Here is a 25,922-nt window from a genome sequence, read left to right on the forward strand (position 1 = left end):
CGCTGTTCTGAACCCAGAACAGCGGCCCCGCTTTGTTTTTGCGTTGGCTGCGTTACCTAGGCAGGTAACCCACCCGCTCGCGCACTTTGTTAAGCACGTTGGTGCCGTAGGCCTGGGCCTTGCGGGCGCCCTCGGCCAAGCGCCGGTCAATTTCGGGCAGGTTTTCCATGTAGTAGCTAAACAGCTCGCGCTCCTTGGCAAAGCGCGTGCGGATCACCTCGTAGAGCGCCTGTTTGGCGTGGCCGTAGCCGTAGCCGCCGCGCAGGTAGTTTTCGCGCATCTCGGCAACCTCGGCCGGCGAGGCCAGCAGCGAAAACAGCTTGAACGTGGTATCGGTATCGGGGTTTTTGGGGGCCTCGAGCGGGGTGCTGTCCGACACGATGCTGCGGATGTTCTTCAGCAAGGCTTTGTCGTCGAGGAAGATGTCGATGATGTTGCCGTACGACTTGCTCATCTTCTGCCCATCGAGGCCCGGAATGGTCTGAATTTGCTCGTCCACGCGGGCTTCGGGCAGCACGAAGGTTTCGCCGTAGCGGTTGTTGAAAGCCGAAGCAATGTCGCGCGTAATCTCGAGGTGCTGAATCTGATCTTTGCCCACGGGCACAAACTCGGCATCGTAGAGCAGGATGTCGGCGGCCATCAGCACGGGATAGGTAAACAAGCCCGCGTTTACATCCGCCAAGCGGCCCGATTTATCCTTAAACGAGTGCGCGTTGGCCAGCATCGGGTACGGCGTCAGGCACGAGAGGTACCACGTCAGCTCGGTTACCTGCGGCACATCCGACTGGCGGTAGAACAGGTTCTTGTCGGTATCGAAACCGCAGGCCAGCCACGCGGCGGCCACAGCGTAGGTGTTTTGGCGGAGCAATTCGGCATCGCGCACCGTGGTGAGCGAGTGCATATCAGCAATAAACAGCAGCGACTCGTTGCTGCTGTCTTTCGACAGCTCGATGGCTGGCAGAATGGCGCCGAGCAGGTTGCCTAGGTGCGGCCGGCCCGTGCTCTGAATGCCTGTAAGGATGCGGGACATGTATGGAAGTAATTGTCAGTCTTGTTTGCCGGAAGATGTACCGATGCTGCTCAACGGGCAAGGTAAATTCCGATTCAGCGAGAGAATAACGGGAATCAACGTTTCCGGTGTTGCTATTTTTTCGTCGACCAGCTTCACCAGATCGGGGCGCGAAACCAAAAAAGGCCGAAGCATTTCGCGAAAATACGGGCCGCCGTTCCACCCGCCGGTGGTGAGGGCCGTGAGCGTGCTGTCCTTGGCCCATCTGATCAGGTATTCGGGCTTACTGGACGTGCCGCCCCCAACCATGCCACCTCCCGCTGTCATGTGCCCGGGCGAGCTAACGGCATAAGTGTAATTCAGCAACACCACTATGCCGCTATCTACTTGCTCCACAAAGGCTTTATCGACGTAGCTGCTGCCCAGATTCACCAGAAAACCCTTGGCAACTGTGTATTTACGCCTGCCAATGCTGAAGGCGTGAACATCGTCGGGAGTCAATTTCAGGGTTTTTCCTTGCGCGTTCTTCACCGCAAGGGTGTTGCCGTCGCGCAACTTTAGCTCGCCGTTGTGCCGAACGGTTTGCTCTTTATTGAGAATGTAAGAGCCTGGCTTGAAGGTAGAGGATTGGGCCATTGCGAGTGGCGCTACAAGCAAACCTAGGGCTAAGCACAATAAGCGCATACAATTATCAAGAATAGAGAGAGTTGTGGGGTAGCAGCGAGTTTGTTACCCTCTATCTCCCCTTGCAAGGTTTTTTATTTGCTAGTGCGGCGGCCGGTAGCACTGTATATGCCCATGGGCACGCCGGAAAGCTAGAAAAGCTATCGAGCTTGTTCGTTGGCTCGGCGAATGTATGTGGGAAAGGTTCTAAAGTTAGCAGTACCAGAACGCACTGCCTGCTGCAACTCGGGCCAAGGTTTTAGTTCTTCGGCCAACTCTAAGCGGTAATCTTTAGCCCAAGCTTGAAAGTTGTCAGGTCCCTGCACGAACTCTTTGTCGCCGCGGCGGCGCAGCAGGTAAATGGCAAAGCTTGCCATACCGCTAGAGCCCATGGGTTCAGCGGTACGAAAAAGCGCAAGCTGCAAATAGCCCGTCGTGTCGATGTACTCTATGAACGCATTTTCGGCGTGGTACTCGTGCCCACCCAACCCGGTGGTACCCATATAGTAATCGAAATTGCCAGCCGGCAGCAGCGTATGGCCATCGATGGTGAACGACTGCACTTCCGTGGCCTCGTACCTGGTGCCGCCCGGCCAACCTCCCACGAACAACTTCGACTTTTCGCGCGTGGAAAAAGTCAATTTATCAACGCCGGACTTGCCGTTGCGCAGCACGTAGGTGCCTTGCCCTTTCAGAGTCGACACTAGGTATTGGGCGTTGCCCACGCAAACAAAGCCACTTACAAACATTGCAGTTAAGAATAATACGCGTGTAATTGCGCTGTGCATAATTAAGAATAGGTGGCCGGAAGAACTGATAAAATAGTTGCGACCCTAGGGGCGCGAAGATGTTGAGTTAGGAACGGGTTGGTAGGGTTGATTGCTGTTGAAAGCCTGAATGACGGCACGCAAATTATTTTCCGTTATGCGGCTTTGCTGAACCAGTTCAACTAAGTCAGGACGCGAAGCCAGATGAAGGGATAGTCCTTCCTGAAAGCGGCTGTTGCCCCACTGCGTACCCACGGGCAGAACCGTTACAGCGTAGCTGGCAGGCGACTGGAGCAAGTACATGTGGCGGCGCGTAAATGAAGCACCGGGGTATTTTGGATCGGTCATAACTTCATCCCGTTCCTTGTACTCGTAGCGCATCAGCATAATACAGCCACTGTCGAGCACCGGAACAAAGGCCCTCGTAACGATGCCGCCGGTCAGTAGTTTGGTGCCGATGTTGAAGCTGCCAGCCGTCAGGTAGGCTTGTTTGCCGATGCGGGCGTACGAAACTTCTTCAGGAGTAAGCTCGAGCGTTTTTACTTCTGGGTTTCGGACCAGCAGTAACTGCTTTTTCTCCTGAAGTTTTAGTTGTGCCGGGTAGCTGATGCGCGGATCCTTGCCCAGTATGTATGTCCCTGACTCAAAACGGGTAAACTGAGCCCGTAGCGCCTGCGGCAACAACAAGAGGAAAAAAAAGCAGTAAAGCTTCATCAATTGAATAAGTATGGCGCACTTACACGCTCACATTCGCCTCGGCCTCTTGCTGCAGCTCCACCGTTTCCTGCTTCCCTAGGTAGCGGTCGATGAGGGCGTGGGCGAAGTAGAGCACGGGCGTGAGCAGAATGGCGGCTGCGAATTTATACCAGTAGTTGGTGTTGGCCACGCTCAGGACTTGCTCGAAGCTCCAGTTGCCGAAAACATAAAAGGCTACGAACAGCACCACAAACGAATCGACGAGCTGCGACACGAGCGTGGAGCCGGTGGCGCGCAGCCAAATGAGTCGGTTGCGCGTGATGCGGCGCAGCGCCTGGAACACCGTGGCGTCGAGAATCTGGCCGACCACGAAGGCTACAATGGACCCGATGATGATGTTGCCGCCCTGCCGAAAAATGCTCTGGTAGGCGAAGTCGATGTTGAAGGGGCGCCCTAGGTCGTCGGTTTTGTTGACATCGAGCCAGAAGGCCGCCGGCGGTAGCTTGGTAGTGGCGTAGATGATGCCAAAGGCATACAGAATAAGCCCGGCCGTAAGCAAGCTCACGCGCAACACGCCTTTGGGGCCGAAGTACTCGTTGAGAATGTCGGTAGTAACGAACACCACCGGCCAGATGAGCACGCCGGCCGTGAGGTTGCCGGGCAAGCCCATTAGCTCATCAACCGAGAAAATTTTAACCCCGATGATTTCGGCGAGCAGTGCATTAACCAGAAAAATGGCACTCAGAACAAGGTATAGTTGCTGCTTTTTGTGCGCAAACGAAGAAGTAGCGGTAATGCTCATGGCGGAAAGGTATAGCGCCAGCCCCGAAAAGCCGCGCTATCGGGTGAGCTGGCACGCCGTAGCCGGTTGCTGAAATGAAGCGCCAGAAACGCTACCTAGGGCTGAGAGTCACGCCAAAGCAAGGTAGCGGAGCGGCACGGCTGTTAGAGGCTGGGCACCGCCACGGTTAAGCCTTCGATGGCAAGTTGGGTGTTCTCGAACTCGCGTTTGGCTTCGGCTAGCAGGGGCTGCAAATCGCGGTACCGCGACGAAAAGTGCCCGATGATCAGCTGCTTTACCTCGGCTAGGCGGGCAAACTGGCCGGCTTGCCGGGCCGTGGAGTGGCCTGTTTGCTGGGCGCGGTCGAGCATCTCGTGCAAAAACGTCGCCTCGTGGTACAGCAAATCGGCGCCGCGCACGGCATCGGCGAGGTTTTCCTGAAAAATGCTGTCGGCGCAGTAGGCGTAGGAGCGGGGTGGGGCCGGGGCCGTGGTTACGTCGGTGTGGCGCAAGAGCACGTGGCCGGCTTCGTCGTGCAGGTCCTGGCCGCGGGTTAGGGCTTGCAGCTGCTCGGGCGTGAGGCCGGCCGGCAAGCTTTCCTTGAGCAGGCGGCGGCGGCGGGGCTGCTCCCGAAACAGGTAGCCGCAGCAGGGTATGCGGTGGCGCATGGGCAAGGTATACACCTGCACCGAGGCGTCTTCAAAAATCAGTTGATGGCGCTCGGTATCCACGGCCGTAAACTCCACATCGAAGGCGAGCGGGGTGCCGGAGCAGCGCAGCTGCGTGGTAATTATTTCATCGAGCCCGGTGGGGCCGTAAATGTGCAGCGGCTCTTGGCGGCCTTGCAGGTGCAGGGTACCTAGGAGGCCAAACAGGCCAAAAAAATGGTCGCCGTGCAGGTGCGAAATAAAGATGCGGTTGATGCGCCCGAAACGAATGCGCTGCTCGATGAGGCGCTCTTGCGTAGCCTCGCCGCAATCAATCAGGTAGGGCTCGCGGCCCACCGTAAGCACTTGTGCCGTGTGGTGGCGCCCCAGCATGGGAGTGGCCGAGGCGCTGCCGAGGATGGTTAACTCGAACTCCAAGTTTGTTGCCCGTTGCGAAATGTCAGGGGGGAAAGAGCGGCTTTGGGAAGACGGCCGAAAAACAGAGAAGGTTGTCAGTTATCAGCTTGTGGCACTGACAACTGACAACCTTCCGACTGACAACGAATCAAAAACTATTCCTTGTTGGTAAGGTCGCGCTCGATGGCGTGCAGGAAAATGCGGTCGATGCCTTCCTCCACGGTGGGCAGAATGTGCAGTACCGACTCCAGCTTGGAGATGGTGATCAGCTTCATCACGTGATCTTGCAGGCCGGTGAGTACCAGCAGGCCGCCCGTTGAGTTGCAGAGGCGGTTGGCAATCAGGATAGAGCTCAGTCCCGACGAATCGGTGTACTTCACATTTTGCAGGTCGAGGATCAGGTTGTTGATGCCTTCGGCGTTGAGCTTCACGAACTCCGATTTCAGATCGGGCGCGACGGTAGTGTCGAGCTTTTTCTCGTCAATCGTAATAATCGTGTAGTTCTCTTTTTTATCAATGGAGTACTTCATACGGGACGTCTTCGGTAGTACGTGGGAGTTGCGAAGGTAGTAAAAAAATGAATGTCTGAATCTAAGGGAAATCAGGCATTAATTGATGCGCGAGGGTGATTTATCGCCCGGGAATGCAAAGGTGAGCGTGGCCCAGGTACTTTGCCAATCGGCTTCGGCGGGGGCGGCGTAGGGCTCCATCCGAACGATACTCAGCAGAATGTCGGCGGGGTGGAGTAGGCGTAACAGCGTACGGCCATTATTGTTGGTATGCAGGGTAAAATGTTGGGTGCTGCCGCCGGCGTGGGGCCGCAACCAGGCTTGCACCGTTTGGTTGGACGCGGGGCGCCCGGCAGCCAGCACTACTACCGTGAGGGCAGCGCCGGGGCGCAGCGTATACGGGTTCTGCTCCAAAAGGATTTCGAGCGGGTGCCCTAGGTGCCGTTGCCAGGTGGTGTCGGTAGGGGTAGCACGGCCGGCTTGGATGAGCGTTTTGGCACAGCGGCGGTACCGCTCGCGGGCCGGAGCAGTGGTTTGGCGACGGCGCTGCCGCAGGGCCAGGATGTCGCTGAGGCCTTCGGCGCGCAGGTAATCGGTAAACTCAGCGCCCGTCATGCTAATAGTGGCATTGTTGGTTCGGAACCCCAGCATGTGGGTGCCCGGCTGCTTGAGCAACACGCTGGTTTGCAGGGTATCGGCTTGGCGGGCTGTGGCCGTGAGGTTGGCGCGGGTGCCGCCCGGTTGCAGGTGCGCCAGCTCTTCGAGGCGCTGGCTGTTGCCAGACCACCGCTCGCCTCTGAACTGCTGGCCTACCCAACGCCCTAGGTGCACGCAGCTGCCCGGAGCCACCACAAAGCGCACGGGCTGCAGCCAAAACTCGCTGGCCGAAGCACCCAGGGCTATCAACATTGCTGAAAAAAGACCAATCCGTCGGAAGAGCATTCAACAAAGATCGGCCAAACGCAAACAATCCGCAGAAGATTACGGTATAGGTGTTGTTTAATGTTTAAGGGTAAAAGTTTAAACAAACATGAAAACCACACCACACCTGCTTACGCGCGTGCTAACCCGTGCGTGGATGATTTGCGCCGTACTGGCCAGCCTGGGCCTCACCGCCTGCGACGACGACGATGACGACTCAGGGCCTGCCCAATCCAATATTGTGCAGGTGGCGCAAAGCAATTCCAATCTTACCACGCTGGTTGCCGCCGTGCAGAAAGCAGATTTGGGAACGACGCTCAGCGGTACCACGGAGCTAACGGTGTTTGCCCCCACCAACGATGCCTTTGCGCAGTTGCCCGCGCCCTTTAACAACGCCCAGAACATCAACGGCATTACCGACCAAAACCAGATTGCCACGCTGCGCGGCATTTTGCTGTACCACGTACTGGCCGGCGACCTGAACGCTAATGAGCTGAACGCCCAAGCCTACACCACCCAACGCCCCGCCAGCACTGGCATCAACGACAACACGGTTTACATCAGCAAGCCGGCCGCGGGCGGAGTGGCCATCAACGGCAACACCCGCGTAGCGCAGGCCGATGTGGACGCCAGCAACGGCGTGGTGCACGTGATTGATCGGGTGCTGCTGCCGCCTTCGCAGCGCATTCCGGAAATCGTAGTGGCTCGCGCTTCGGCCAGCACCAACCCCGAGTTTACGCTGCTGCTGCAAGCCCTGCAACGCCCCGCCGCTTCGGCGTTGCTGACGGCTGCCGCCAATGCCGGTGCCAACCTCACGGTGTTTGCGCCCACCGATGCTGCCTTCCGCGCCCTGCTCCAGCAACTTGGCTTTACTAGCCTCGATCAAGTGCCCAACGACGTGCTGGTGCGTGTGCTGCAGCTGCACATCGTAAACAACGCCCGCGCCTTCTCAACTGACCTGACCAACAACCAAACCGTGGCTACGCTCAATGGCAACGTGACCATTGGGGTAAACAACAACGCCGTAACCGTGCGTGGCGCCGGCAACGGCAACACGCCTGCCAACGTGGTTACGGCCAACCTGCTCGCCACCAACGGCGTGGTGCACGTAATCGACCGGGTTCTGTTGCCGCAGCCCTGAGCACGTGCCCTAGGTACCTAACCACGCAAAAGGCCGCTGCCAATTCTGGCAGCGGCCTTTTTGTATTGTGGTGCGGGGCTACTCGCGCTCCATGGCTAGGGCGTAGGCACGGTCGTAGTACTGGCGCAACTGGTGCCAGTCGAATTGCTCGGAGGAACTTTCTACCTGGTTGCGCTGCGTAATCCGCTCGCGGCGGTTCTGGATGACGAAGCGCCAGAGCATGTCGCAGAGCTCATCGGCGGCCTCATCAAAACTGCGCTCCTTGCGCCGCACCACAAAAATGCCCTTCTGCTCGTGCTCGGGCACGTGTTGCTGCACGTAGTCACCGAAGCCCGATAGGTCGGAGGTGATGGCCGGCACGCCGCGGGCCACGCACTCGAGCGGGGTGTAGCCCCACGGCTCGTAGTAGCTCGGGAAAACGCCTAGGTGGCAGCCGCGCACAAACTGCCCGTACTCCATGCCGAACAGCGGCGAAGTGGGCGACACAAAATCGGGGTGGTACACGATCTTGACGCGGTCGTGGCGATTGTTGACGAGGTTGGCCCGCCGCAGGAAGTCCAAAATTTCGTCGTTCGAGTCGTCGATGAGGTTGTGGGTGATAACCGGGGGCAGGCGCGAGGTTTTCCAGCTTTGCAGCGTGCGGCGGTAGCGCAGCTTCCAGTAGTCGTCAACCAAATCGGAGAGGTTGGGCAGCTGGTACTCGGTGCTGCTGGCGGCTTGGTAAAACAGCCGCTCGCCTACTTGCTGCTCAATGGCGTGGCAGGTGTCGCGCACCTCATCGAGCATGGCCCGGCTTTGCAGCACATCGGCGTTGATGCTGTGGTAGGGGCGCTTGGTGATGATGAACAACACCACTTGCCCCTCGAGGCCGCTTTGCTGAATGCGGTAGTTGAGGCGCGCCAGCGCCTCCAGCGTCAGATCGAAGCCCTTGTTGTGATACTCGTAGCGGCCCGAGGTAAACAGGTACAGCGTCTTGTCGAGGTCGAAGGAGTACGACTGGAAGAAGTGCGCCATCACGAACTCGTGAATGCGCTGCTTGTACTGCTGGTGCAGGTTCTGGAATTCGTGCAAGGCCACAAACCGCTCGATGTTGAGGCCGTTGGGCAGCACCGCGTCGGGGATGCGGTCGAGCAGGTAAATGCACTCGCGCACCGTTAGCTCCGACACGGTGGTGAACACGTGCGAGCCGTGCGCGGCGGCGCGCTCCATGCGCACGGCCGTTTCGATGTTGAAGTGCCGCGCTTCCTTCTCCCAGTCTACGTACAGCAGGTGGTCGTAAAAGTTGGGGTCGTTCATGGCCAGGTAGCGGCCGAGCAGCGTGGCGTGGGTGGTAAACACCAAGTGCGCCTTGGTTTGCTCGCGGCGCAGGGCCGGTATGGCCGAGCCCACCATCCACTCATGAAAGTGGGCCAGCAACTGCAGGTTGGCCTCGGCCAGTTCGGCCTCGAGGGCCAGCACAAACAGTTTAGCCAAATGCCCAAATGCCGTTACCTGGTGTAGCAAATCGTCGTTCTCCTGCGACGGAATGCCGTGATGCTCCCACAGGTCTTTCTTCAGCTGATTGAGCTGTGGATAGGCCTGGTAGGGCGAAAGCAGCACCACGCGCGGCTTGCCTGTTACCAGCCAGTGGCCGTAGCACACATCCAAACCCTGCTGGCGCAGTTTTTTTACGGCGCGGGCAACAGGGTCGGCGTACGCCGCGGCCATTTGCGTATCGGAAAGCGGCTCGAACTCGGCCTGCGCCGTTTGCGGAAAGTACGGGCCCACCAAGCAGTACCGGTCGCCCCAACCCTCCACGGTAGCCGGCACCTTCGAGCGGATTACCGTGTAGATACCGCCCACTTGATTACACACTTCCCAGGCTACTTCCACGAGCAGGGCACCGGGTACTACGGCTTCGGGGGCGGGCATAGGAAACTGCATAAGGTGGCTAGATTGGTGGAGTCGGCTGAAATATAGTCGTGATTGGCACTGCAACAACCGCTGATTACGTATGCAACGGCCAAAAGGAAACCGCCGCGTTTTAGGTGCCTGATAATCAGTGGCGATGTTCGTGCAGGGCGCAATGGCAACTGCCGCGGCAGGCTATAACATCAGCGGGGCCGCCAAACGCCAGTTTGGCGGCCCCGCTGGGCTGGTTTTCAGCAAGCGCCTAGGTGCTTTAGGAGCCCCGCGGGCTGGGCAACTCTAAGTAGCCGATTGCGACAAAATCAGCGCGGAGTAGGGCGGCAGGCCGAGTTCGGTAAACTGCGGGCAGCCGTCGTAGTCGCCCGGTTGGGTATCGGCACCTAGGGCCGGGAAGTTGTCGAAGTCGGCGTCGTAGCCCTGCCAGTCGCTGTTGAAGCGTACTTGCCAATGGCCGGCAGCGGGCAGGCCCAGGCGGTAAGCCTCGTGGGTGGTGTTGCCGAAATTTAGTAGCACCACCACGGTGTCGTTGGGGCCGCCCTCGTGCGCCCACCGTTGGTAAGCCAATACTTTTTGCTCGTGGTTGAGGTGCAGCAACTGGGTGTGTTGCCCCAACAGGCCCGCCGAGTAGCCGTGCAGGTTGCGGCGCAGGGCAATTAGGTCGCGGTAGAGGTGCACGAGGCCGCGGTGCTCCCGGGCACGGCCCCAGTCGAGGGGCTGATCGTCGGAGAAGTAACCGTCCTGCAAAAACTCCTGCCCCTGGAAGATCATCGGAATGCCCGGCGCGGTAAAAACCAGCACGGCACCTAGGGCCGCGCGCTTTTTCGGGAACCAGTGCGCCGCCTCGCCGGGCATAATTTCCTCGGGTACGCGCGATTTGCCGTTGGCCACCTCGTCGTGCGACTCGGTGTAGATGATGCGCTGAAAAGCATCGCCGTTGTAGCACTGTAGCACGCTTTCGGCCACGGCGCCTAGGTCGCGGTCGGCGTCGTGCTGCGTGATGAGGGCATCGCGCACGCGGTTCACGAAGGCAGCATCCCATTGGGCAGCAAAGCCTTGCCCATCGGACTCGGGCGCCCGGGTGATGTACTCGTTGCTGAGTAAATCCTCGGCAATGGTAATCTTCCAGGGCATCCGCTCCCGAATTTCCTCGTTGATCCAGCGCATCAAGCTCCAGCCATCGGGCAAGTCGCGGGTGGGGTCGGCGGAGCCGTCGACGTTACGCACGTGGGCAATGGCATCGGCCCGCAGCCCATCGAGGCGATACTCCTCAAGCCAATGCAGGGCGTTGTCGCGGATGTACTGGCGCACTTCGGGGCGGCCGTAATCGGGGCGGTTGTGGCCCCAGGGCGTTTCGCCGCGTTAATCGTTGTAGAAGTAAATACCGCCGCCGTCGTTTTCGTGCCAGCCGTCGAACTGCCACAAATCCAGGTCGCCGGGGCCGAAGTGGTTGTACACCACGTCGAGAATCACGGCAATACCGTGCTGGTGAGCGGATTTTACGAGTTGCTTAAAGGCGAGCGGTCCGCCGTAGTCGGTTTCGAGCGCAAAGGGGTGGGAGGGGTTATAGCCCCACGAGCGACTGCCCGGAAACTCGGTGGCCGGCATCACCTCAATGCAGTTGATGCCCAGCTTTTGCAGGTAAGGCAGGCGCTCAATCACATCCAGGAAAGTGCCCGGTCGCTCGGCGTCGGGCGCGTTAAAGGTGCCCACGTGCAGCTCGTAAATCACTAGCTCGTTCCAGGCGGGCATTTCGAAGTGGTCGTCGGCCCAATCGAAGGCGGGGTCGTGTACCACGGAGTTGCCGCTCGAGTGCGTTACCTCGCGGGCGTAGGGGTCGTTGCGGGTTAGCTCGTGGCCCTCGGCAGTGCGCAACCAAAAGCGGTATTCGGCGCCGGCTTGCACCGCCGGTACATTGGCGGCCCAGTAGCCGTTGGGCTCGGGCAGCAGCGGGTGCTGTTTGGGGTTCCAGTCGTTAAAATCGCCGACTACCGAAACGGCAGTGGCATGGGGAGCCCACACGCGAAAGGCAGTGCCCTCGGCATGTAGGATGGCGCCCATCCCGGCGGGGAGGGCAGCCACGGGTGCCGCAGCGGCGGGCGCGGCACCTAGGGTTGTAGCAGGCATGGTGTGGTACGGAAAAGCTCGTCAGTACCTGCTGCTACTGATTTTCGGTGGGTTTGGTTGTGTTTGGCCGCCCGCAGAAAGTTGCGGCGGTGGCAGATTTTCGCGTGCTTGGGAGTAATGAATGCAACTGCTACCCCTGAGCGCATCACGCTTTACCATCGTAACCACGCCAAACGGCAGCGCGGCAAGGCGTTGTCACATCTGGTGCCGGCGCTGGTACTGCTCAGCAGCGTGGCGGCGGTGTTGGGCGGCGAACCGTTTACCTGGATTACGGCCGCCGAAATTGCCGTGGGTGCCGCCTACGTAGTGCTGCTACTGCGCGAGCTGATGCACCTGCGCAAGCACCCGCACCACCGCGAACGAGTAGCTTGGCTGGAGCTGGCCGCGGCGGGTATTCTGCTGCTGGAGGGTTACCACATTTGGCACCGCCACCACGAGGCCGAGCTGGCCGGCGCGCCGCACAAGTTTCATGTGCTGCCGTGGCTGTATGTAGCCACGGCCTTGGTATTTGTGGTTCTTGCTTTCCGGATGTCGCAGCTTGATGCCCGCCGGTTTTTGCACCTGCACGCCAAGGGCTTTAGCGTGCGGCTGAATCCTTTTGCCCGCACCACGCGGGTACGTTGGGCCGAGGTGCAGGCCATTGGGCCCGCGGGCCCTACCGATGTGCTCGTAACCTGGTTGGGAGGCCGGCAGCAGCGCATTAGCTTGGGCCGAATGCACAACGCGGCCGAGCTGCAGCAACAGGTGTTGGCGCACGTGGCTCAGCACCACCTAGGCGCGCAACGGCAGCCCGAGCAAGAGCAGGCTTAAACCACGGCTTGCGTCCAGCGTTTTTCGCCGCAATGGTCGCAGGCGGTGTTGGGGTCGTGGCCGCGGCTGTGGCGCACATGGCCGCAGTTGCAGCAGGCGTAGGTGTCGGGCGCTTTGGGTTGCTCGCTGATGTATTCCTCGTCCCAGCCGGGCAGCAGGGTAAGGCCGGGCTGTGGTTCGGGCTGCTTCAGCACCGTAAAACTGCCGTTTGACTCCATGTAGGCGCGCTTTACCTTGCCTAGGTGGTCGAGGCCGGCAAAGCGCAACTCGGCAAACAGCCGCTCGCGCGAGAGCAGCGTTTCGAGCATGGCGCTGTGTTGCAGGCGGCCGTCTTCCACGATAATGGACACGTCGTCTTGCGAAATCCGTTCGAAGGATTTGTTGCGCCGGGCCCACTGCGCAATGCCGCGCTGCGTGAGCACCACCACGGTGGCAATCAGCAGTGCAGGCAGCAGGCCGCGGTCGGGGGCGAGCATGGGTACGCCAATGGCAGCCGCCAACGATACCAGCGCCGCCATTTCGTTGCGGTTGAGCATGGAGGCCATACGGCGGCCCATCAGGCGCATCGAAACGACCAGCAACAGGTACAGAAAAACAATGCGGATTACGACTTCGAACAGAAAGCTCCAGGGTACTTGGCCCTGCAGAATCCGCATGATATCGGTCAACTGAATATCCTCCGGCTTCATCGTCGGTATAGTTTAGGTGGATAACTAAATAAGGCGACGCCCAACCTAGGCCTCGGCAGCTACGGGGCTGGTTTCGGCTACGGCGTGCGTCCATTGCTCGTGGCCGCAGGTGGGGCAGGCACCGCGGGCCGTTTGGGCATCAACCACGGTGGCGCAGTGCAGGCAGGCATGCTGGCCGCTGGCTTTGCCTTCCTGCTTGTGCAGCTTTTTATCCTTGAGCGGCAACACGCTCAGGCCGGGTTTGGGCTCGGGGTTTTTGAACACGCTAAAGTGGCCGCCGCCCTCGAGGTACACGCGCTTTACCTGCCCTAGGTGCACCACATCGTGCGAGCGGATTTGGGCAAACAACTGCTCGTGCGAAATGGCGGCTTTCTTCAGCTCGTCGGTTTGCAGCACGCCATCCTGCACCAGCAGCGTTACGTCGCCGTGCACGGCTACTTCGGCTGCCCGGCTCCGCACCGTTAGGTAACTAAGGCCGCGCTGCAGCACCAGCACGCACAGCAGCACCACAATGGAGGGCAGCAGGCCACGGTCGGGTATTTGCATGGGCACCGCCACAATGGCACCTAGGGTAATCATTACGGCCAGCTCGGTAATGGTGAGCTGCGCGTTCATGCGCTTGCCCAGCAGGCGCAGCACAATCAGCAGCGCTAGGTAGATAACGGCAGTGCGCACCAACACCTCGGCCATAAACTCAAGCGGAGCTTGCCCCAACACGATGCGCTCAATATCGCCTAGGTGAATTTCCTCCTTCTTCATAATCAACACGCAATTGTAGCCCATGCAGGTGCCGCGGGCTGCCGCACCTGGGCTTGTAATACCACCGAATTTCCTGCGCTTCAGCCCCGCAACTCTTTTGGACTGAAGCTCTTGAACGGGCAAGTTGGGGGGCAGGGTTGCCGCGATAAAAACGTATTTTATTAGTTCTGTACCACGCCAAACACCTAGGGTAAGTTGGTTGTTAAGCGCAGGCAAGTGGGCGTGGTTACTTTTGCGCTCCGCAAACCCTGGGCTTAAACCCGGCGTTTGTTTTTCACGCTCACCAACCGTTTTTACCTGTGCCTCGCCCCATGCTCGAATTCGGCCTCTATGGCTGGACCCCCGCCTACGGCTACACCTACGTGCACCCGGCCAACCGCCGCACTTTCGAGTGGGTGGAGCCCGTGAATAAGGTGTTCGAGAAGATCAGGGAAGACGACGAGTGGATTACGCTGCGCTACGACGAGCAACAGTTTTTGGTGCGCCCCGAGCTGTTCCGGCCCATTCAGCGGCCGCCGTTTGGCTTTGGCGACACGGTAGAGGCCGTGGCGCTGGAGCCCGGGCAGCCGCGCCTGCGCGGGTTGGTGTCGGATATTTTCTGGGACGAAAGCCGCAACCGGGCCCGCTACCAGATTGTGGTGCGCAAAAAGAAAGTGCCGCAGGTGTTCGAGGCCGACGAGCTGCGGGCTTCGTAGCGGCGCGTAACTGGCAAATAGCCAACGGGTATAGCCCGTTTATGTGATTGCGCGGCGGCGGGCAATCGGGGTTCTTTACGAGTGTCGCACACGTTCACTCTTTTCCCCCGACAGCGCCATGAACAATCGTACCCTCGGCATCATTGCCCTCGTGTTTTCGCCCTGCCTGCAGCTCATGGGCATGGTTGGTTTCAGCAAAGCGCCCTGGGCCGAGTCGGTTTCGGCGGGGTTTGGGCTGCTGTTTTTGGTGGGCTGGGCGTGCAGTGCCACCGCCCTGCGCCACAACCGCCTTACCGGCAGTGGCCGCGGCGCCCAAGTGCTGTATACTGCGCAGCTCACGCTGTTTGCCCTGGCCAGCATGCAGCAGGTGTTTGACATGACGGTGGGCCGGCAACAGCACCTCGTGTACTTCGTGGCTGATATGGCTTGGCCCGGCAGCATGGCGCTGATGCTGATAGCGGGCGTTGCTGTGCTGCGCACCCGCATGTGGGCGGGTTGGCGCCGCTTTGTACCCTTGGCCTGTGCCTTGTTCTTGCCGGTGTTTTTCGCGCTGGTGCCGGTGCTCGGGCGCGATGTAGCTGCCAGCATAGCTGGTTGGTACACGGTAGGGGCGTGGGGGCTGCTCGCCTATGCGGTGCTCAGCACGCCCGAGCCCAAGCTGGTGCCCGCACTGGTGCCGGCTAAGTAGCGTTACACACCTAGGGCAATAGCCAGCACAATGGCTACCACGGCCAGCAGCACCAGCAGCAAGTAAAGGGGCAGGGCAAACTTCCACCACTGATCGAAGCGCACGCCGCAAGCCGCTACAATGGCCATGAGGGCGCCGTTGGTAGGCGTTATCAGCTCGCACAAACCCGCACCGTACTGGTACGCCAGCACCGTAACCTGCCGCGAAAGGCCCAGCAAATCCGACAGCGGCGTGAGGATGGGCATTGTAAGCACGGCTTGCCCGCTTACGCTCGGCACGGGCAGGTGCAGGGCCGTGTGCACGCCCAGCATACCTAGGGCTGATAGCGTGACGGGCAAGTGCGCCAGCGGCGCCGACATGCCGTTCACGATGGTATCCACGATTTGGCCTTGCTCGAGCACCACGAAAATGGCACGGGCAAACCCAATCAGCATGCCCGAAAAAGCTATGTCCTTGAAGCCAGCAATAAAGCCCTCGGCCGTGCCGGTTAGGCCCAAGCCGCCCACCAGCCCGGCCGCTACGCCGAGCACAAAAAACAAGGCCGACATCTGCCCGAAGTCCCAGCCCAGCTCCAGCACGCCGTAGGCAAAGTACACGAAGGTGGCCAGCAGCAACAGCAGCACCAAGCCGTGGCGGTGGCCGCCTTCCTGCGCGGCGGCTTCGGCCTCCAGCTCCGTGGCATCGGCAGCACCTAGGGGCGCGGTTTCGCGGTGGCGCAGGGCGTAACGCAGGGTGCCGCCAATCCAGATCAGCAGCGCCACGGCCAAAAACACCATTCGGAAACCCATGCCCGAGAGCAGCGGCAAACCCGCCAACTTTTGCGCAATACCCACCTGAAACGGGTTGAGCGGGCTGAACGCAGCGCCTACGGCGGCCGCGCCAATGCTTACGGCCGCCGCCGTGAGCACCGGGTAGCGCATGCGGCGCATCAGCACCAGCAGCACCGGTACCAAGGGCACAATTTCTTCCTGCATGTTCTCGAGGGCGCCCATGGTGGCAAACAGCAGCGCCACCACGGGTATCACCAGGGCCTCGCGTCCGCGCAGCTTCTGCACTAGCCAATCGACGCCGCGCCGCAACGCACCGGTTTGGTCGACCACCGTAAACGCGCCGCCGGCCAGGAACACCAGGAAGATAACATCGGCCGCCTCCTGCAAGCCGCGCGGAATGGCCGTTACGGCATCGAGCGGCGAAACCGGCGTGGCGGGCACCAGGTGGTAGGAGCCCGGCACCACCACCTCGCGCTTGGTTACGGCATCTTCGCGCCGCTCAAAGCGGCCTGCGGGCAGCACATAGCTCAGGGCTACGGCCAACAGGATAAAGCCAACCAACAGCACCAGCGGGTGCGGAAAACGAAACTTGGGCATGGGGTGGAGAAGCAGGTGTGTGCTGCAAAGGAAACACACGGCGCGCTGAGGAGCCGCGGCCAGGCCTCAGCTTTCGGGCTCGGCCTCCCTAGGTGCGCCCGGGAAAAACAGCCGGTAAAAGCCCAGCAGCGTGCCGCGCTCCACCAGCACAAACAGCAAGGTGCACAGCAGCGTAGTGCACAGAATTACCGAGAAGGTGATGGTTTGGATAACCTCGCCGGTAGGAATGCCGCGCTGCGCGGGCAGCGTGGCCAGCACGGCCGCGCCCAGGCCTTTCGGAATCATGATGCTCATTACCGACAAATCGAGCAGGGGCGTACGGGGCGGTGCTGAAGCCCGCACCACGGGTATGCGCGCTATCAGCAACAGCACTGTAAGGATGGCGCCCGTGCCTACCAGCCAGGCGTTGTCCATTTCGATGCTCAGGCCCACGTAGATGAAGAAAAACGTGCGCAGCAAAAACACGATTTCGGAGAAGAACGACTTCTCATCTGCGCGTAGCGTAACGGGGTTGGCCGGAATGTAGCGCGCCAGCCGGTAGGGGCGGAGCAGGGCAATGTTGCCCAGCATAATACCGAACGTAAGCACCGCAATAGGCCCGCTGAACTCCATCATCTCCACCAACCCGTACACGATGAACACGAAAGCCGGCGTGGAGAAACGCGTTTTCTGCAGGCTGGGCACCCGCCCCTGAATCCACGACCAACCTAGGGCACCGCCCACGCCAATGAGCACGGCCAGCACCAGCGAGGCCACCATTTGCCCGAACATCGAGCCTACGTTGAAGCGGGCATCGTCGTAGGCCGTCATTAGCGACAGAGGCACGCCCAGGGTAAACAAGTCGCTGAACGCCGACTCAATAACCAGCGTGGCCGAGGTGCCCTCTTGCACCTGCACTTTGCGAATGAGTGAGGTGACTACCGCCGACGACGTGCCGCCCAAAATAGAGCCCAGCATCAGGGCCGAAAGCAAATCGAGCCCGGCCAGCCACTGGCCTACGGCAGCTCCGAGCAGCGTAGACACGATAAAGTTGAGCACCGTAAGCCCCACCGAGCCGCGCAACGAGGCTTGCAACTGCTGCAGGTGCACATCGAGCCCGCTTTCGAACAAGATGAATACCAGTACGATGTTGGTGAACAGGCGCCCGCCCTGGCCGAAATCCTTGGCGTGCGCCACGCCCAGTACCGGGCCCAGCAGCAAGCCCACTAGCAGCAGCCCAATCACCTCGGGCAGCTTGGTACGCTCGAATACCTCGGACAAATAGTGCCCAAAAAAGATCAGGCAGCCAAGTATGATAATGAGTATCGGGGTAGACATGTAAGGGGCTTATACGGCTGCCGCGGCAACTTATCCGGGGCCGCTGCCGGGGAACCCCTTGCCCGCTAATCGTTGTATCTTCGGTTCTAGTCGGCCGCGCCGTTGCTGCTGTGTTGTTATGAAATTCGCCGCTTTCGCTCAATTACCCCTGGGTCAGCAGACCGAGCACCTGCTGCGCACCGGCCACCACCTGGCCGACCGCGCCGAGCACGGGTGCCGCTTGCAGCTGTATGCCCTGGAGGATTTTTATGCCGAAGTGTGGCGCTTGGTAGGCGAGGAGCGGGTGCTGTTCATCAACCTGTTCCAGAAGCCGGCGCTGCTGCAGAACTGGCTCGATAGCGTGCGACTGCCTGAGGAGCTGTAGGGGTTTAGGGATGTAGCAAAGGCGCCTGGCCAACGCCAGAACTGTTGTGCTAGGTGCGTTTACAGTTACTCCCCCAGAACATCATGCTTCATCTAGCGTCCACTTGTCGAAGCATTTCTACCCAGAATATTCTACTATCTGACGAAGCGGTAGAGATGCTTCGACTTGGCTCAACCTGACGACCTAGGAGAACTGCACCTAAACCAATTCAAAATCTACTTACCCACGAACGCGTACCTAAACCCGCGCTACTTGCCGTTCTGGCTCCCGATCGAACCGCTCGAGCACCAGCGGGAAGATGATGATTTCGCCAAACAGCGCCGCTGCTACCGAAACGGCCGTGAGTAATCCGAACAGCTCCACCGTTTTCAGCGAGCCAAAGCCCATAACAGCATAACCGGCAAACAAAATAATGCTGGTAAGCACAATGGTAGGCCCTACGTGCGTGATGGTGCTGAGCCGCGCCTGGTGCGGCGATTGGCCGCCGAGCCGCGCCTGCCGGTAATGGTGAATGTAGTGCACCGTATCATCGACGCACAAGCCCAGCACAATGGCGCCAATGCTGGCCGTGGCGGTGTCGAGGGCAATGCCAAACCAGCCCATAACGCCGAGCAGCACCAGCACCGGAAACAGATTGGGCACTACCGTAAGCAGCGCCAACCGAAAGCTGCGCACGTACAGCCACACCAGCCCGAACACCATAAAGGCCGATAGCAGCAGGCTGTTGGTTTGCGAGGTGGTTACGTACTCCACAATGCGGGCGTACATGGGCTGGTAGCCGGCCGGCCGTACCGTAGCCACGGCACCTAAGGTGTTGCGGGCCATGCGCAGCAGGGTATCGGTTTTGGCGGTGAGCTGCCGCGCCGAGAGCATAGCGCCCGAAACAGTGATGCGCCCGGTTTGGCTCGGGATGTGCATAAACTGCCCGGTTAGCTGCGGGTAATAGGTCGTTAGCTGCTCGTGCACTTTCCGGAGCAAGCTTTGGCTGCGGAGCGCCGCGCGGCCTTTGCCCGGAAAGCGGGTTTCGAGGCCGGCTTCGTAAAGCGACTGAAAGCCGAACACGCGGCCCACGCCCAGCAAGGTGCGGGCCGAATCGGCGAAGGCAGCGGCGGCCTGCACCAAGGCTGCATCATCGAGTTGGTGGCCGGGTTTGGGCTCAACCAACAGCTCCAGGGGCATGTACGGGCCCCAGGTTTTTTCCATAGCCTGGTGGTCGTGCACCACGGCGTGGTTCCCGGGGAAGTAACCTAGGGTGTAGGTATCGGCTTGCAGCAGGGTAGTGCCGGCCGAAGCCAGCAGCACTAGAGCTACTGAGGCGACCGTGAATGCGCCTTTGCGACTGAGGATAACCTCGTAAAGCCGCGCCAGCGCCGAGCTGGTGGTGCGCGTGGCCCTAGGTGCGGGCATGGCGAGGGGCAGTATCAGGACGCCCAGCAGAAAAGTGAACAGCAAGCACAAGGCAATGCCCAAGGCCGCAAACAAGCCGAACGTTTTCAGAATGGCCATGGGGCTGGTAACCAGCGCCAAAAAGCCCGCCACGGTGGTAAGCATGGTAGCCAGGCAGGGCGAAAACGTGTTGCGCAGCGCCTGCAGCGCCGACTCCTGCCGCGACATACCCGGTGCGGCCACTAGGTTGCGCTCGTTGATGACGTGCATGGCATCCATAAACCCCAGCAAAATCAGCACCACCGGCAGCAGTACGGTCATCAGGTTCAGCCGGTAACCCAGGGCGCCGTACACGCCCAGCGTTACGTAGGTGGCCAGCCCCACAATGCCCAGCACGTAGAGCAGCAGCCAACCGTTGCGGTACAGCAGGGCAAACACGGCAAACATCAGTAGGTAACCCAAGCCCAGAAAGAAGCCGAAATCCTGCTGCGACAAGGCATTCAGACCAGCGTAAATAACGCCTACGCCGCCTAGGTAGGCATGCTCGCGGGGAACGTTGGCATATACCGCGCGCTGCACGGCCGCCACAATGTTGCCGCGCTGCGCATCAAAATCGGGCAGTTGGCGCATTTGCACCAGAAAGCGCGCCGTACGATAATCGGGGCTGAAAAGCTGCTCGCGCAATACCGTGTGTTTGGCTAGCAGCTGCCGCACTTCGGCCGGCTGGGTGTTGGCCTTGAGTAGCGGTTGGGCGCTGCTACCTCGGGCCGCTCGCTTGGGCACCATGGCGTTGCCGGGGCCGAGTATGCCCGCCACGGCCGGAATGCGCTCCAACTCCTGGCTAAGCCGGCGGAAGCGCCGGAAGTATTCCGGCGTCAGTACCGAGTGGTCGTCGTGCACCACCACAATCAGTACTTCATCGTTGCCGAAGCGCTGTTGAAAGTCGCGGTAGGCCTGCAGGCTGGCGTCGCCTTCCAGAAACCATGCTTCCAAGCTATTGTCAACCTGCACGGCGGCCCGCACACCTGGCCACAACAGCGCGCATACCACCAGCACCAGCCCGAGCAGCCAAAAACGAAATTTGTGTAATCCCTCAATCATGTGGGTGCGATAGGGCGGCCGTGGGTGTAATTTGCTTGCCATGAATTGGCGCCACTTTCCTGCTTACCTGCACGAGCGTTTTCCGCTCGTCAACATGGCATTGTTTGCCATTTTGTTCCTCACGGTGTTGGCCGTGGCGCAGGCCACGCAACCAGCAAAGCCAGCGGCATTTGGCCCGCAGGAGGCAGTGGGCATTCTGGCTACAATATCCTTCTTTTTCCGGCTTCGGGTATTCGACGAAATCAAAGATTACGCCTCCGATCAGGAGCACTTTCCGCACCGCGTGTTGCAATCGGGCCGCGTTAGCCTAGGTCAGCTAAAGCGCGTGGCGTGGGCAGGGCTAGTGCTGGAGGCGGCATGGTCGGCCTGGATGAGTTGGGGCACGCTGCTGGCCTGGGTGCTGGTGGTGAGTTACAGCCTGCTGATGCGCTATGAGTTTTTTGTGCGCGATTGGCTGCGGGCCCGGCTGGTGCTGTATGCCTTCACGCACCTGCTCATTATGCCGCTGATTATTGGCTGGGTGTGGTCGGCCTACGCCGCGCAGCCGCTGCTCTCGGTGCCGTTGCTGCTGCTGGCGCTGCTCAGCCTGCTCGGCGGCTTGTCGTTCGAAATTGCCCGCAAAATCAAAACGCCCGAAGCCGAGCGCACTGGGGTCGATTCGTACTCCCGCTCTCTAGGTTACGTGGGAGCTATTGTGGCCGTGCTGGTGGTGCTGCTGGCCGGCGTGCTGGTGCAGGGCTACTTGCTGAATTTGCTGGCCACGCGCCTATGGCCCTTTGCCCTGATGGGTGTGCTGTACGTGGTAACAGTGGGTGCCTACCTAGGCAGCCTGGCTAAGCCGCGCACCAAAACCCTAAAGTTGGCCGAGTTGCTGGTGTCGCTGTTCATGCTCACCAGTTACGTGTCAATCATCGTCGAAATTGCCGGGCGGCTCTGGTAGGTTAAGCGCGTGTTTGGATTTAGCTATAACGGCACTTCGAACGTCATGCTGAGCGAAGCCGAAGCATCTCTACGGATAGTAATCTACTATCTGGTGAAGCGGTAGAGATGCTTCGGCTTCGCTCAGCATGACCTAAGCCTATATTACCAAACAGGCTCAAATTTCCCGGCCTCTATCCATCCGCCATTTGTCTCAGCAGTACTTACTGCCGCGCTGCTATCCATCACCTCGCACCTGCATGATCCTGACCTCCGCCGAACCGCAGCCCCTACGCTACGCCGTGGGCGGCAAAGCGGCTGGTTTGTACCGTTTGCAAGCCGTAGGCATGCGCGTGCCCGATTTCGTGGTGCTGCCCGCCGAGCAGTTCGATGTGCTGCTCCTAGGTATCGGTACCGATGCAGCTGCCCTGCAGCAACGCCGCGAAAAGCTCTTGCAATTCTGTATAGCCGAGGCTGACCGCGCCAGGCTCGTGGCCCAATTCGAGCAGTGGAATTTTCCGTCGCAGCCCGTAGTGGTGCGCTCTTCCGTGGCCGACGAAGACGGGCAGCATGCCGCCTTTGCAGGGCTGATGGATACCTTTCTGAACCTGACTACGATGGAGGCCGTGGAGCAGGCCATTGCCCGCTGTGCCGCCAGTGCTTATTCCGAGCGCGCCGTGGCTTACCGACAGCAAAAAGGCTTGCCACTGGCAGCGCGGCCAGCCGTCATCATTCAGCGGCAAATTGCGCCCGCGGCCAGCGGAGTGCTGTTTTCCACCTTCCCCGAGTACCCGCAAGAGCTGGCCGTACACGCCGTCTGGGGTTTTGGCGAAGGGCTGGTGAGCGGCGCCTTAGCGCCCGATGAATTCTACTTCAGCAAGCAAACCGGGCAAGTGCACCGGCAAACCATTGCCAGCAAAGACCAGCAGTTAATGACCCGCCCCGAAGGTGGGCTAATCATGCAGGCCGTTCCAGCAGCCCAGCAGCACGAGCCTTGCCTCAGTGCCACGCACCTAGGACAGCTCTTCGGCATCGGTACGCAGCTGGAACAGGCCCTAGGTGGCCCGCAGGATGTGGAGTTTGTGGCGGAAGGCGAGCAGCTGTGGATAGTGCAGGCGCGGCCCATCACGCAGCCCATTCCGGAGGTGGTGGTGTACGATAACTCCAACATCCAGGAAAGCTACTGCGGGGTAACCACGCCGCTCACGTTCAGCTTTGCCCAGCGGGCCTACGCCACGGTGTACCGCCAAACCATGCACGCCCTGGGTTTGCCCGCGGCCGAAATTGCCGCCCAGGAACCTGTGGTAACGCAGCTGCTGGGCTTGGTGAAGGGCCGCATTTACTACAACATCAACAATTGGTACCGCGGCCTGCAGCTGCTGCCTTCGTTTCGGCAAAACAAGGCCGATATGGAGCGCATGATGGGCTTGGAAGAACCCGTTGATTTTGTGCAGACGCAGGAGAAAAGCTTGCCCGCCAAGTTGCGCATGTCCCCGCGGCTGGTGCTAAACCTATCGCGGCTGATGTGGGCCTTTTCGCGCCTCGATGCTGCCGTAAAGGCGTTTCATGCCCGCTTCGAGCAGCATTACCAACGCTTTTACAGGCTGCAGCTAAGCCACTTTAGTGCCGACGCGCTCCTGGCCGAAAAAGCCCGCCTCGACGATGAACTGCTCGGTAACTGGAGTACGCCCATCGTCAACGATTTCTATGTGATGATGATCAACGGGCGCGCCGTGCGCCTGCTGCAGAAAGCCGGCGCCGCCGAGCCCGAAGAGCTGCTGCGCCGGTACCTGGCCGGCGACCAGGACCTGGCCAGCACCCAGCCCACCAAGCGCATGCTGGCCTTGGCTGATATGGTACGCCCAAATGCCACCTTGCGCCAGCTCATTTTGGAGCAGCGCAGCGATTTGCCCGAACAGGTGCAGCAGCTGGCTCCCGAGTTTGCGCAAGCGGTAGCCGAGTTTATCAGCGGCTACGGCGACCGTACCGTGGGCGAGCTAAAGCTCGAAACCCAGACCATGCGCACCAACCCGCAGATATTTTACCAATACCTGCGCAACTACCTGGGCGCTGAGGTCCCAGCTACCCTAGGTACCCACGGCAGCCAGCAAGTGCTCAGCCAGGCGCAGGCCGAAGTGGAGGCCTTGTTGCATGGCAAATCGTGGCTGCAGCAGCGCCAGGTGCGCCGTCAGCTCCAACGTTTGCAACAAGCCATTCGCAACCGCGAATCGTTGCGGCTAGAGCGCACCCGGCTTTTTGGCATGTACCGGGCCTTGTACCTGGCCATGGGCGAAAGGCTCGCGGCCGCGGGGCTGCTCCAACAACCTCGGCAGATCTTTTTCCTGACTGAGGACGAAGCCACCACTACCCTGAAAGCTGGTTTCCTGGCCGATTTGCCGGCAACGTTGGCCGCGCGTCAGCAGGAGTTTAGTGCCAACCAACGCGCCGATGTGCCCGCCCGCGTGGTGGTGCCCTCGCCGCCGCTCGCGCCAGTCGAGTACCTAGAAACCAGCGAAGCACTGATGCGCGGCACCGGCTGCTACCCCGGCCAGGTAAGCGGCGAGGTGCTGGTCATCACCTCGCCCGACGACAACCTAGGCGTGGCCGGCAAAATCGTGTGCGCGCTACGTACCGACCCGGGCTGGGCGGCGCTGTTTCCGGCTTGCCGCGGCGTTATCATCGAAAAAGGTTCGTCGCTTTCGCACTCGGTTATTCTGCTGCGCGAGCTGGGCATTCCCACCATCATCAACGTGCCGAACATCACCAAACGCCTGCATAGCGGCCAGTACGTGCGCCTCGATGGTGCCTCCGGCGAAATTGAGCTGCTGTAGCGGTAGGCTGGTTTATTTGCTTCCGGACACGGCGGTTCAGTCTTTGCCAGCTCGCATGGCTGCTAGTTCATTTCGCAAAGTTTCAAGCTGTAGTTGCTGTTCCTTAATGGCCTCTACCAGCACAGCCGTCAGGCGCCCGTAGTCGAGCCTTTGGCGGCCGTGGGTGTCCTCGCTCACCAACTCTGGGTATTGCGTTTCTACCTCCTGCGATACAAATCCAAGCTGCGGTCTGTCGGAAAACCGTTGCTCCGGAAACTCGCCGGCTCGCCAATTAAAGCTTACGCCGCGTAGCGCCAACACCTTGCTCAAGGCGTTTTCGAGGGGCCGAATCTGGGTTTTGTATCGTGCATCCGAAACCTGCTCGATGGCGCCACTGGCTTGTATGTTGCCTATCACATGCAATGTAGCCTGTGGCATGGGCGTACCGATGCCTACCCGCACCGCAAAGTTGCCGGTGCCACCTAGGGCTAGGCTGTTGCTTTGGCCCACCTGAGCCCGGTAACCTATGGCCCCGCAGTTTTGCAGGTTGCCTTCGGTAGGCCCAGCCTGAAAACCCAACGCCCAGTTGTTGCTGCCGGTTGTATTGCCTATGCCGCAGCCCGAGCCCACGAAGGTATTGCAGGCTCCCGTCGAATTGAAGCCGCTGGCAGCACCTAGGTAGGTATTGTCGTTGCTGCTGGTGTTTCTGATGCCACTGCTGGCCCCGGCGAAGGTGTTGTTGTTTCCTGAAGTAGTTGATTGGCCGCTGGCCGATCCGGTAAAGGTGTTGGCGCTGCCGGTGTTGTTGGCTTTGCCGCTGTTGCGCCCTAAAAATGTGTTGCTGATGCCGGTGGTATTGGCCGTGCCGCTTTCGCAACCTACAAATGTGTTGTCGCTGCCCGAGGTGTTTTTACGGCCGCTAAGCACGCCAACATTGGTATTAAAAGTCCCGTCGGCAGCGGTAGGGGCCGTTTCCGGGCCGCTCCGGTAGCCCAGGTATAGGTTGCGGCCGTTGTTTTGCCCTAGGTTAAGTCCTCCCCGCGCTGTAATGCCTACCCCCACGGAGCCGGGGGCCAGTTCTTGCCCGCTGCCAATTACCGTTGCATTGCCGATATCGAAAATTGGTGATTCAAAAGATGATTCAGCTGATTTACTGCTGCGCTTTTCCTGGCCGTTGGCCCGGCCGTTTTTGCTGGTAGATTTCAGCCACAAAGCGGCCAGTGCAGAGCTAGCCAAAAGGGGTAGGGCATAGGCCCAGGGTGTGTTGCTTCGCATAGGATTGAAGGGATAACGTGAATAATCGGACAATTCAGGAGTCAAGGAATATGTATTTATTCGTGCTGTCAATATGATTATTTAGCGTTATTGTGCCTGTGCAAAAAATGGCACAGGCGCGCAGCACGCTGGCGTGGTTGGGCCAGATATGTTTCCGACT

24 protein-coding genes and 1 pseudogene are annotated in these 25,922 nt (G+C 59.9%); 7 read left to right on the top strand and 18 right to left on the bottom strand.

The features are described 5' to 3' along the window. Nucleotides 1-52: 52 nt before the first annotated feature. The 8 genes from trpS to ASU33_RS06970 all read right to left on the bottom strand — a co-directional run bounded on the left by trpS (nucleotide 53) and on the right by ASU33_RS06970 (nucleotide 6,398). Nucleotides 53-1,030, bottom strand: a complete 978-nt coding sequence (trpS, locus tag ASU33_RS06935; RefSeq protein ID WP_059069589.1) for a tryptophan--tRNA ligase — start codon at nucleotides 1,028-1,030, stop codon at nucleotides 53-55. 15 nt (nucleotides 1,031-1,045) lie between these two features. Then, nucleotides 1,046-1,645 (bottom strand): hypothetical protein, encoded by a 600-nt coding sequence (locus ASU33_RS06940; RefSeq protein ID WP_059069591.1) that lies wholly within the window; start codon nucleotides 1,643-1,645, stop codon nucleotides 1,046-1,048. Nucleotides 1,646-1,833: 188 nt separating this feature from the next. After that, entirely contained in the window at nucleotides 1,834-2,376 is a 543-nt protein-coding gene (locus ASU33_RS06945) for a hypothetical protein (protein WP_149867085.1), read from the bottom strand. Nucleotides 2,377-2,505: 129 nt separating this feature from the next. Beyond that, on the bottom strand, nucleotides 2,506-3,156 hold the full coding sequence (locus ASU33_RS06950) for a hypothetical protein (RefSeq protein WP_149867086.1): 651 nt from the start codon (nucleotides 3,154-3,156) through the stop codon (nucleotides 2,506-2,508). Between the two features lie 19 nt (nucleotides 3,157-3,175). Further along, complete coding sequence (locus ASU33_RS06955; RefSeq protein WP_059069598.1) at nucleotides 3,176-3,937, bottom strand: queuosine precursor transporter; 762 nt, start codon at nucleotides 3,935-3,937, stop codon at nucleotides 3,176-3,178. A 143-nt stretch (nucleotides 3,938-4,080) separates the two neighbouring features. Then, a complete protein-coding gene (locus ASU33_RS06960) occupies nucleotides 4,081-5,001 on the bottom strand; it encodes a ribonuclease Z (RefSeq protein WP_059069599.1) in 921 nt (306 codons plus the stop codon). A 134-nt stretch (nucleotides 5,002-5,135) separates the two neighbouring features. Then, the gene (locus tag ASU33_RS06965) at nucleotides 5,136-5,510 is read right to left on the bottom strand and encodes an STAS domain-containing protein (protein ID WP_059069601.1); all 375 of its coding nucleotides are present in this window, start codon (nucleotides 5,508-5,510) and stop codon (nucleotides 5,136-5,138) included. 78 nt (nucleotides 5,511-5,588) lie between these two features. Further along, entirely contained in the window at nucleotides 5,589-6,398 is an 810-nt protein-coding gene (locus ASU33_RS06970) for a DUF4198 domain-containing protein (RefSeq protein WP_059069602.1), read from the bottom strand. A gap of 121 nt (nucleotides 6,399-6,519) precedes the next feature. On the opposite strand from ASU33_RS06970, the gene ASU33_RS06975 reads away from it, so the two are divergent. Beyond that, nucleotides 6,520-7,551 carry a fasciclin domain-containing protein gene (locus ASU33_RS06975; RefSeq protein WP_078062943.1) on the top strand — a complete coding sequence of 344 codons (1,032 nt, stop codon included), beginning with the start codon at nucleotides 6,520-6,522 and terminating at the stop codon, nucleotides 7,549-7,551. A 78-nt stretch (nucleotides 7,552-7,629) separates the two neighbouring features. Here ASU33_RS06975 and ASU33_RS06980 read toward each other — a convergent pair whose 3' ends face one another. The 4 genes and pseudogenes from ASU33_RS06980 to ASU33_RS21785 form a co-directional block, all read right to left on the bottom strand. Further along, nucleotides 7,630-9,462: a glycosyltransferase gene (locus ASU33_RS06980; protein WP_059070745.1), complete on the bottom strand. Its 1,833-nt coding sequence runs from the start codon at nucleotides 9,460-9,462 to the stop codon at nucleotides 7,630-7,632. A 276-nt stretch (nucleotides 9,463-9,738) separates the two neighbouring features. Beyond that, complete coding sequence (locus tag ASU33_RS21775) at nucleotides 9,739-10,227, bottom strand: alpha amylase C-terminal domain-containing protein (protein ID WP_286130475.1); 489 nt, start codon at nucleotides 10,225-10,227, stop codon at nucleotides 9,739-9,741. Next, nucleotides 10,204-10,770: pseudogene (locus ASU33_RS21780) on the bottom strand (alpha-amylase family glycosyl hydrolase); the annotation flags it as partial. The gene ASU33_RS21775 and the pseudogene ASU33_RS21780, both read right to left, overlap by 24 nt. Nucleotides 10,771-10,818: 48 nt before the next feature. Beyond that, nucleotides 10,819-11,583, bottom strand: a complete 765-nt coding sequence (locus ASU33_RS21785; protein ID WP_286130430.1) for an alpha-amylase family glycosyl hydrolase — start codon at nucleotides 11,581-11,583, stop codon at nucleotides 10,819-10,821. Nucleotides 11,584-11,700: 117 nt separating this feature from the next. Here ASU33_RS21785 and ASU33_RS06990 point away from each other — a divergent pair, with 117 nt between their 5' ends. Further along, nucleotides 11,701-12,393, top strand: coding sequence for a hypothetical protein (locus ASU33_RS06990; RefSeq protein ID WP_059069607.1), 693 nt, complete (start codon nucleotides 11,701-11,703; stop codon nucleotides 12,391-12,393). Here the strand turns inward: ASU33_RS06990 and ASU33_RS06995 are convergent. Continuing rightward, entirely contained in the window at nucleotides 12,390-13,082 is a 693-nt protein-coding gene (locus ASU33_RS06995; RefSeq protein WP_059069609.1) for a YetF domain-containing protein, read from the bottom strand. The two genes, ASU33_RS06990 and ASU33_RS06995, sit on opposite strands and share 4 nt — an antisense overlap. A gap of 45 nt (nucleotides 13,083-13,127) precedes the next feature. After that, nucleotides 13,128-13,841 (bottom strand): DUF421 domain-containing protein, encoded by a 714-nt coding sequence (locus ASU33_RS07000; protein ID WP_160328150.1) that lies wholly within the window; start codon nucleotides 13,839-13,841, stop codon nucleotides 13,128-13,130. Nucleotides 13,842-14,140: 299 nt separating this feature from the next. Between ASU33_RS07000 and ASU33_RS07005 the strand changes: the two genes are divergently transcribed. Continuing rightward, on the top strand, nucleotides 14,141-14,536 hold the full coding sequence (locus tag ASU33_RS07005) for a DUF6960 family protein (protein WP_434060534.1): 396 nt from the start codon (nucleotides 14,141-14,143) through the stop codon (nucleotides 14,534-14,536). 118 nt (nucleotides 14,537-14,654) lie between these two features. Continuing rightward, the gene (locus tag ASU33_RS07010; protein ID WP_059069616.1) at nucleotides 14,655-15,224 is read left to right on the top strand and encodes a hypothetical protein; all 570 of its coding nucleotides are present in this window, start codon (nucleotides 14,655-14,657) and stop codon (nucleotides 15,222-15,224) included. A gap of 2 nt (nucleotides 15,225-15,226) precedes the next feature. Here ASU33_RS07010 and ASU33_RS07015 read toward each other — a convergent pair whose 3' ends face one another. Together ASU33_RS07015 and ASU33_RS07020 are read right to left on the bottom strand one after the other, a co-directional pair. Next, complete coding sequence (locus ASU33_RS07015; protein WP_059069618.1) at nucleotides 15,227-16,591, bottom strand: YfcC family protein; 1,365 nt, start codon at nucleotides 16,589-16,591, stop codon at nucleotides 15,227-15,229. Nucleotides 16,592-16,657: 66 nt separating this feature from the next. Further along, complete coding sequence (locus tag ASU33_RS07020; protein WP_059069619.1) at nucleotides 16,658-17,908, bottom strand: cation:proton antiporter domain-containing protein; 1,251 nt, start codon at nucleotides 17,906-17,908, stop codon at nucleotides 16,658-16,660. A 118-nt stretch (nucleotides 17,909-18,026) separates the two neighbouring features. Between ASU33_RS07020 and ASU33_RS07025 the strand changes: the two genes are divergently transcribed. Beyond that, nucleotides 18,027-18,272, top strand: a complete 246-nt coding sequence (locus ASU33_RS07025) for a hypothetical protein (RefSeq protein ID WP_059069621.1) — start codon at nucleotides 18,027-18,029, stop codon at nucleotides 18,270-18,272. A gap of 237 nt (nucleotides 18,273-18,509) precedes the next feature. On the opposite strand, the gene ASU33_RS07030 is transcribed toward ASU33_RS07025, so the two are convergent. Beyond that, nucleotides 18,510-20,759 (bottom strand): efflux RND transporter permease subunit, encoded by a 2,250-nt coding sequence (locus tag ASU33_RS07030; protein WP_059069624.1) that lies wholly within the window; start codon nucleotides 20,757-20,759, stop codon nucleotides 18,510-18,512. Between the two features lie 40 nt (nucleotides 20,760-20,799). Between ASU33_RS07030 and ASU33_RS07035 the strand changes: the two genes are divergently transcribed. Then, nucleotides 20,800-21,699 carry a UbiA prenyltransferase family protein gene (locus ASU33_RS07035; protein WP_059069626.1) on the top strand — a complete coding sequence of 300 codons (900 nt, stop codon included), beginning with the start codon at nucleotides 20,800-20,802 and terminating at the stop codon, nucleotides 21,697-21,699. A 238-nt stretch (nucleotides 21,700-21,937) separates the two neighbouring features. Continuing rightward, nucleotides 21,938-24,508 carry a PEP/pyruvate-binding domain-containing protein gene (locus tag ASU33_RS07040; RefSeq protein ID WP_059069628.1) on the top strand — a complete coding sequence of 857 codons (2,571 nt, stop codon included), beginning with the start codon at nucleotides 21,938-21,940 and terminating at the stop codon, nucleotides 24,506-24,508. Between the two features lie 36 nt (nucleotides 24,509-24,544). On the opposite strand, the gene ASU33_RS07045 is transcribed toward ASU33_RS07040, so the two are convergent. After that, nucleotides 24,545-25,723, bottom strand: coding sequence for a tail fiber domain-containing protein (locus ASU33_RS07045; RefSeq protein WP_059069629.1), 1,179 nt, complete (start codon nucleotides 25,721-25,723; stop codon nucleotides 24,545-24,547). Nucleotides 25,724-25,922: the final 199 nt, after the last annotated feature.

It is taken from the genome of Solirubrum puertoriconensis (assembly GCF_001483135.1).
GTDB classification, from domain to species: domain Bacteria; phylum Bacteroidota; class Bacteroidia; order Cytophagales; family Hymenobacteraceae; genus Solirubrum; species Solirubrum puertoriconensis.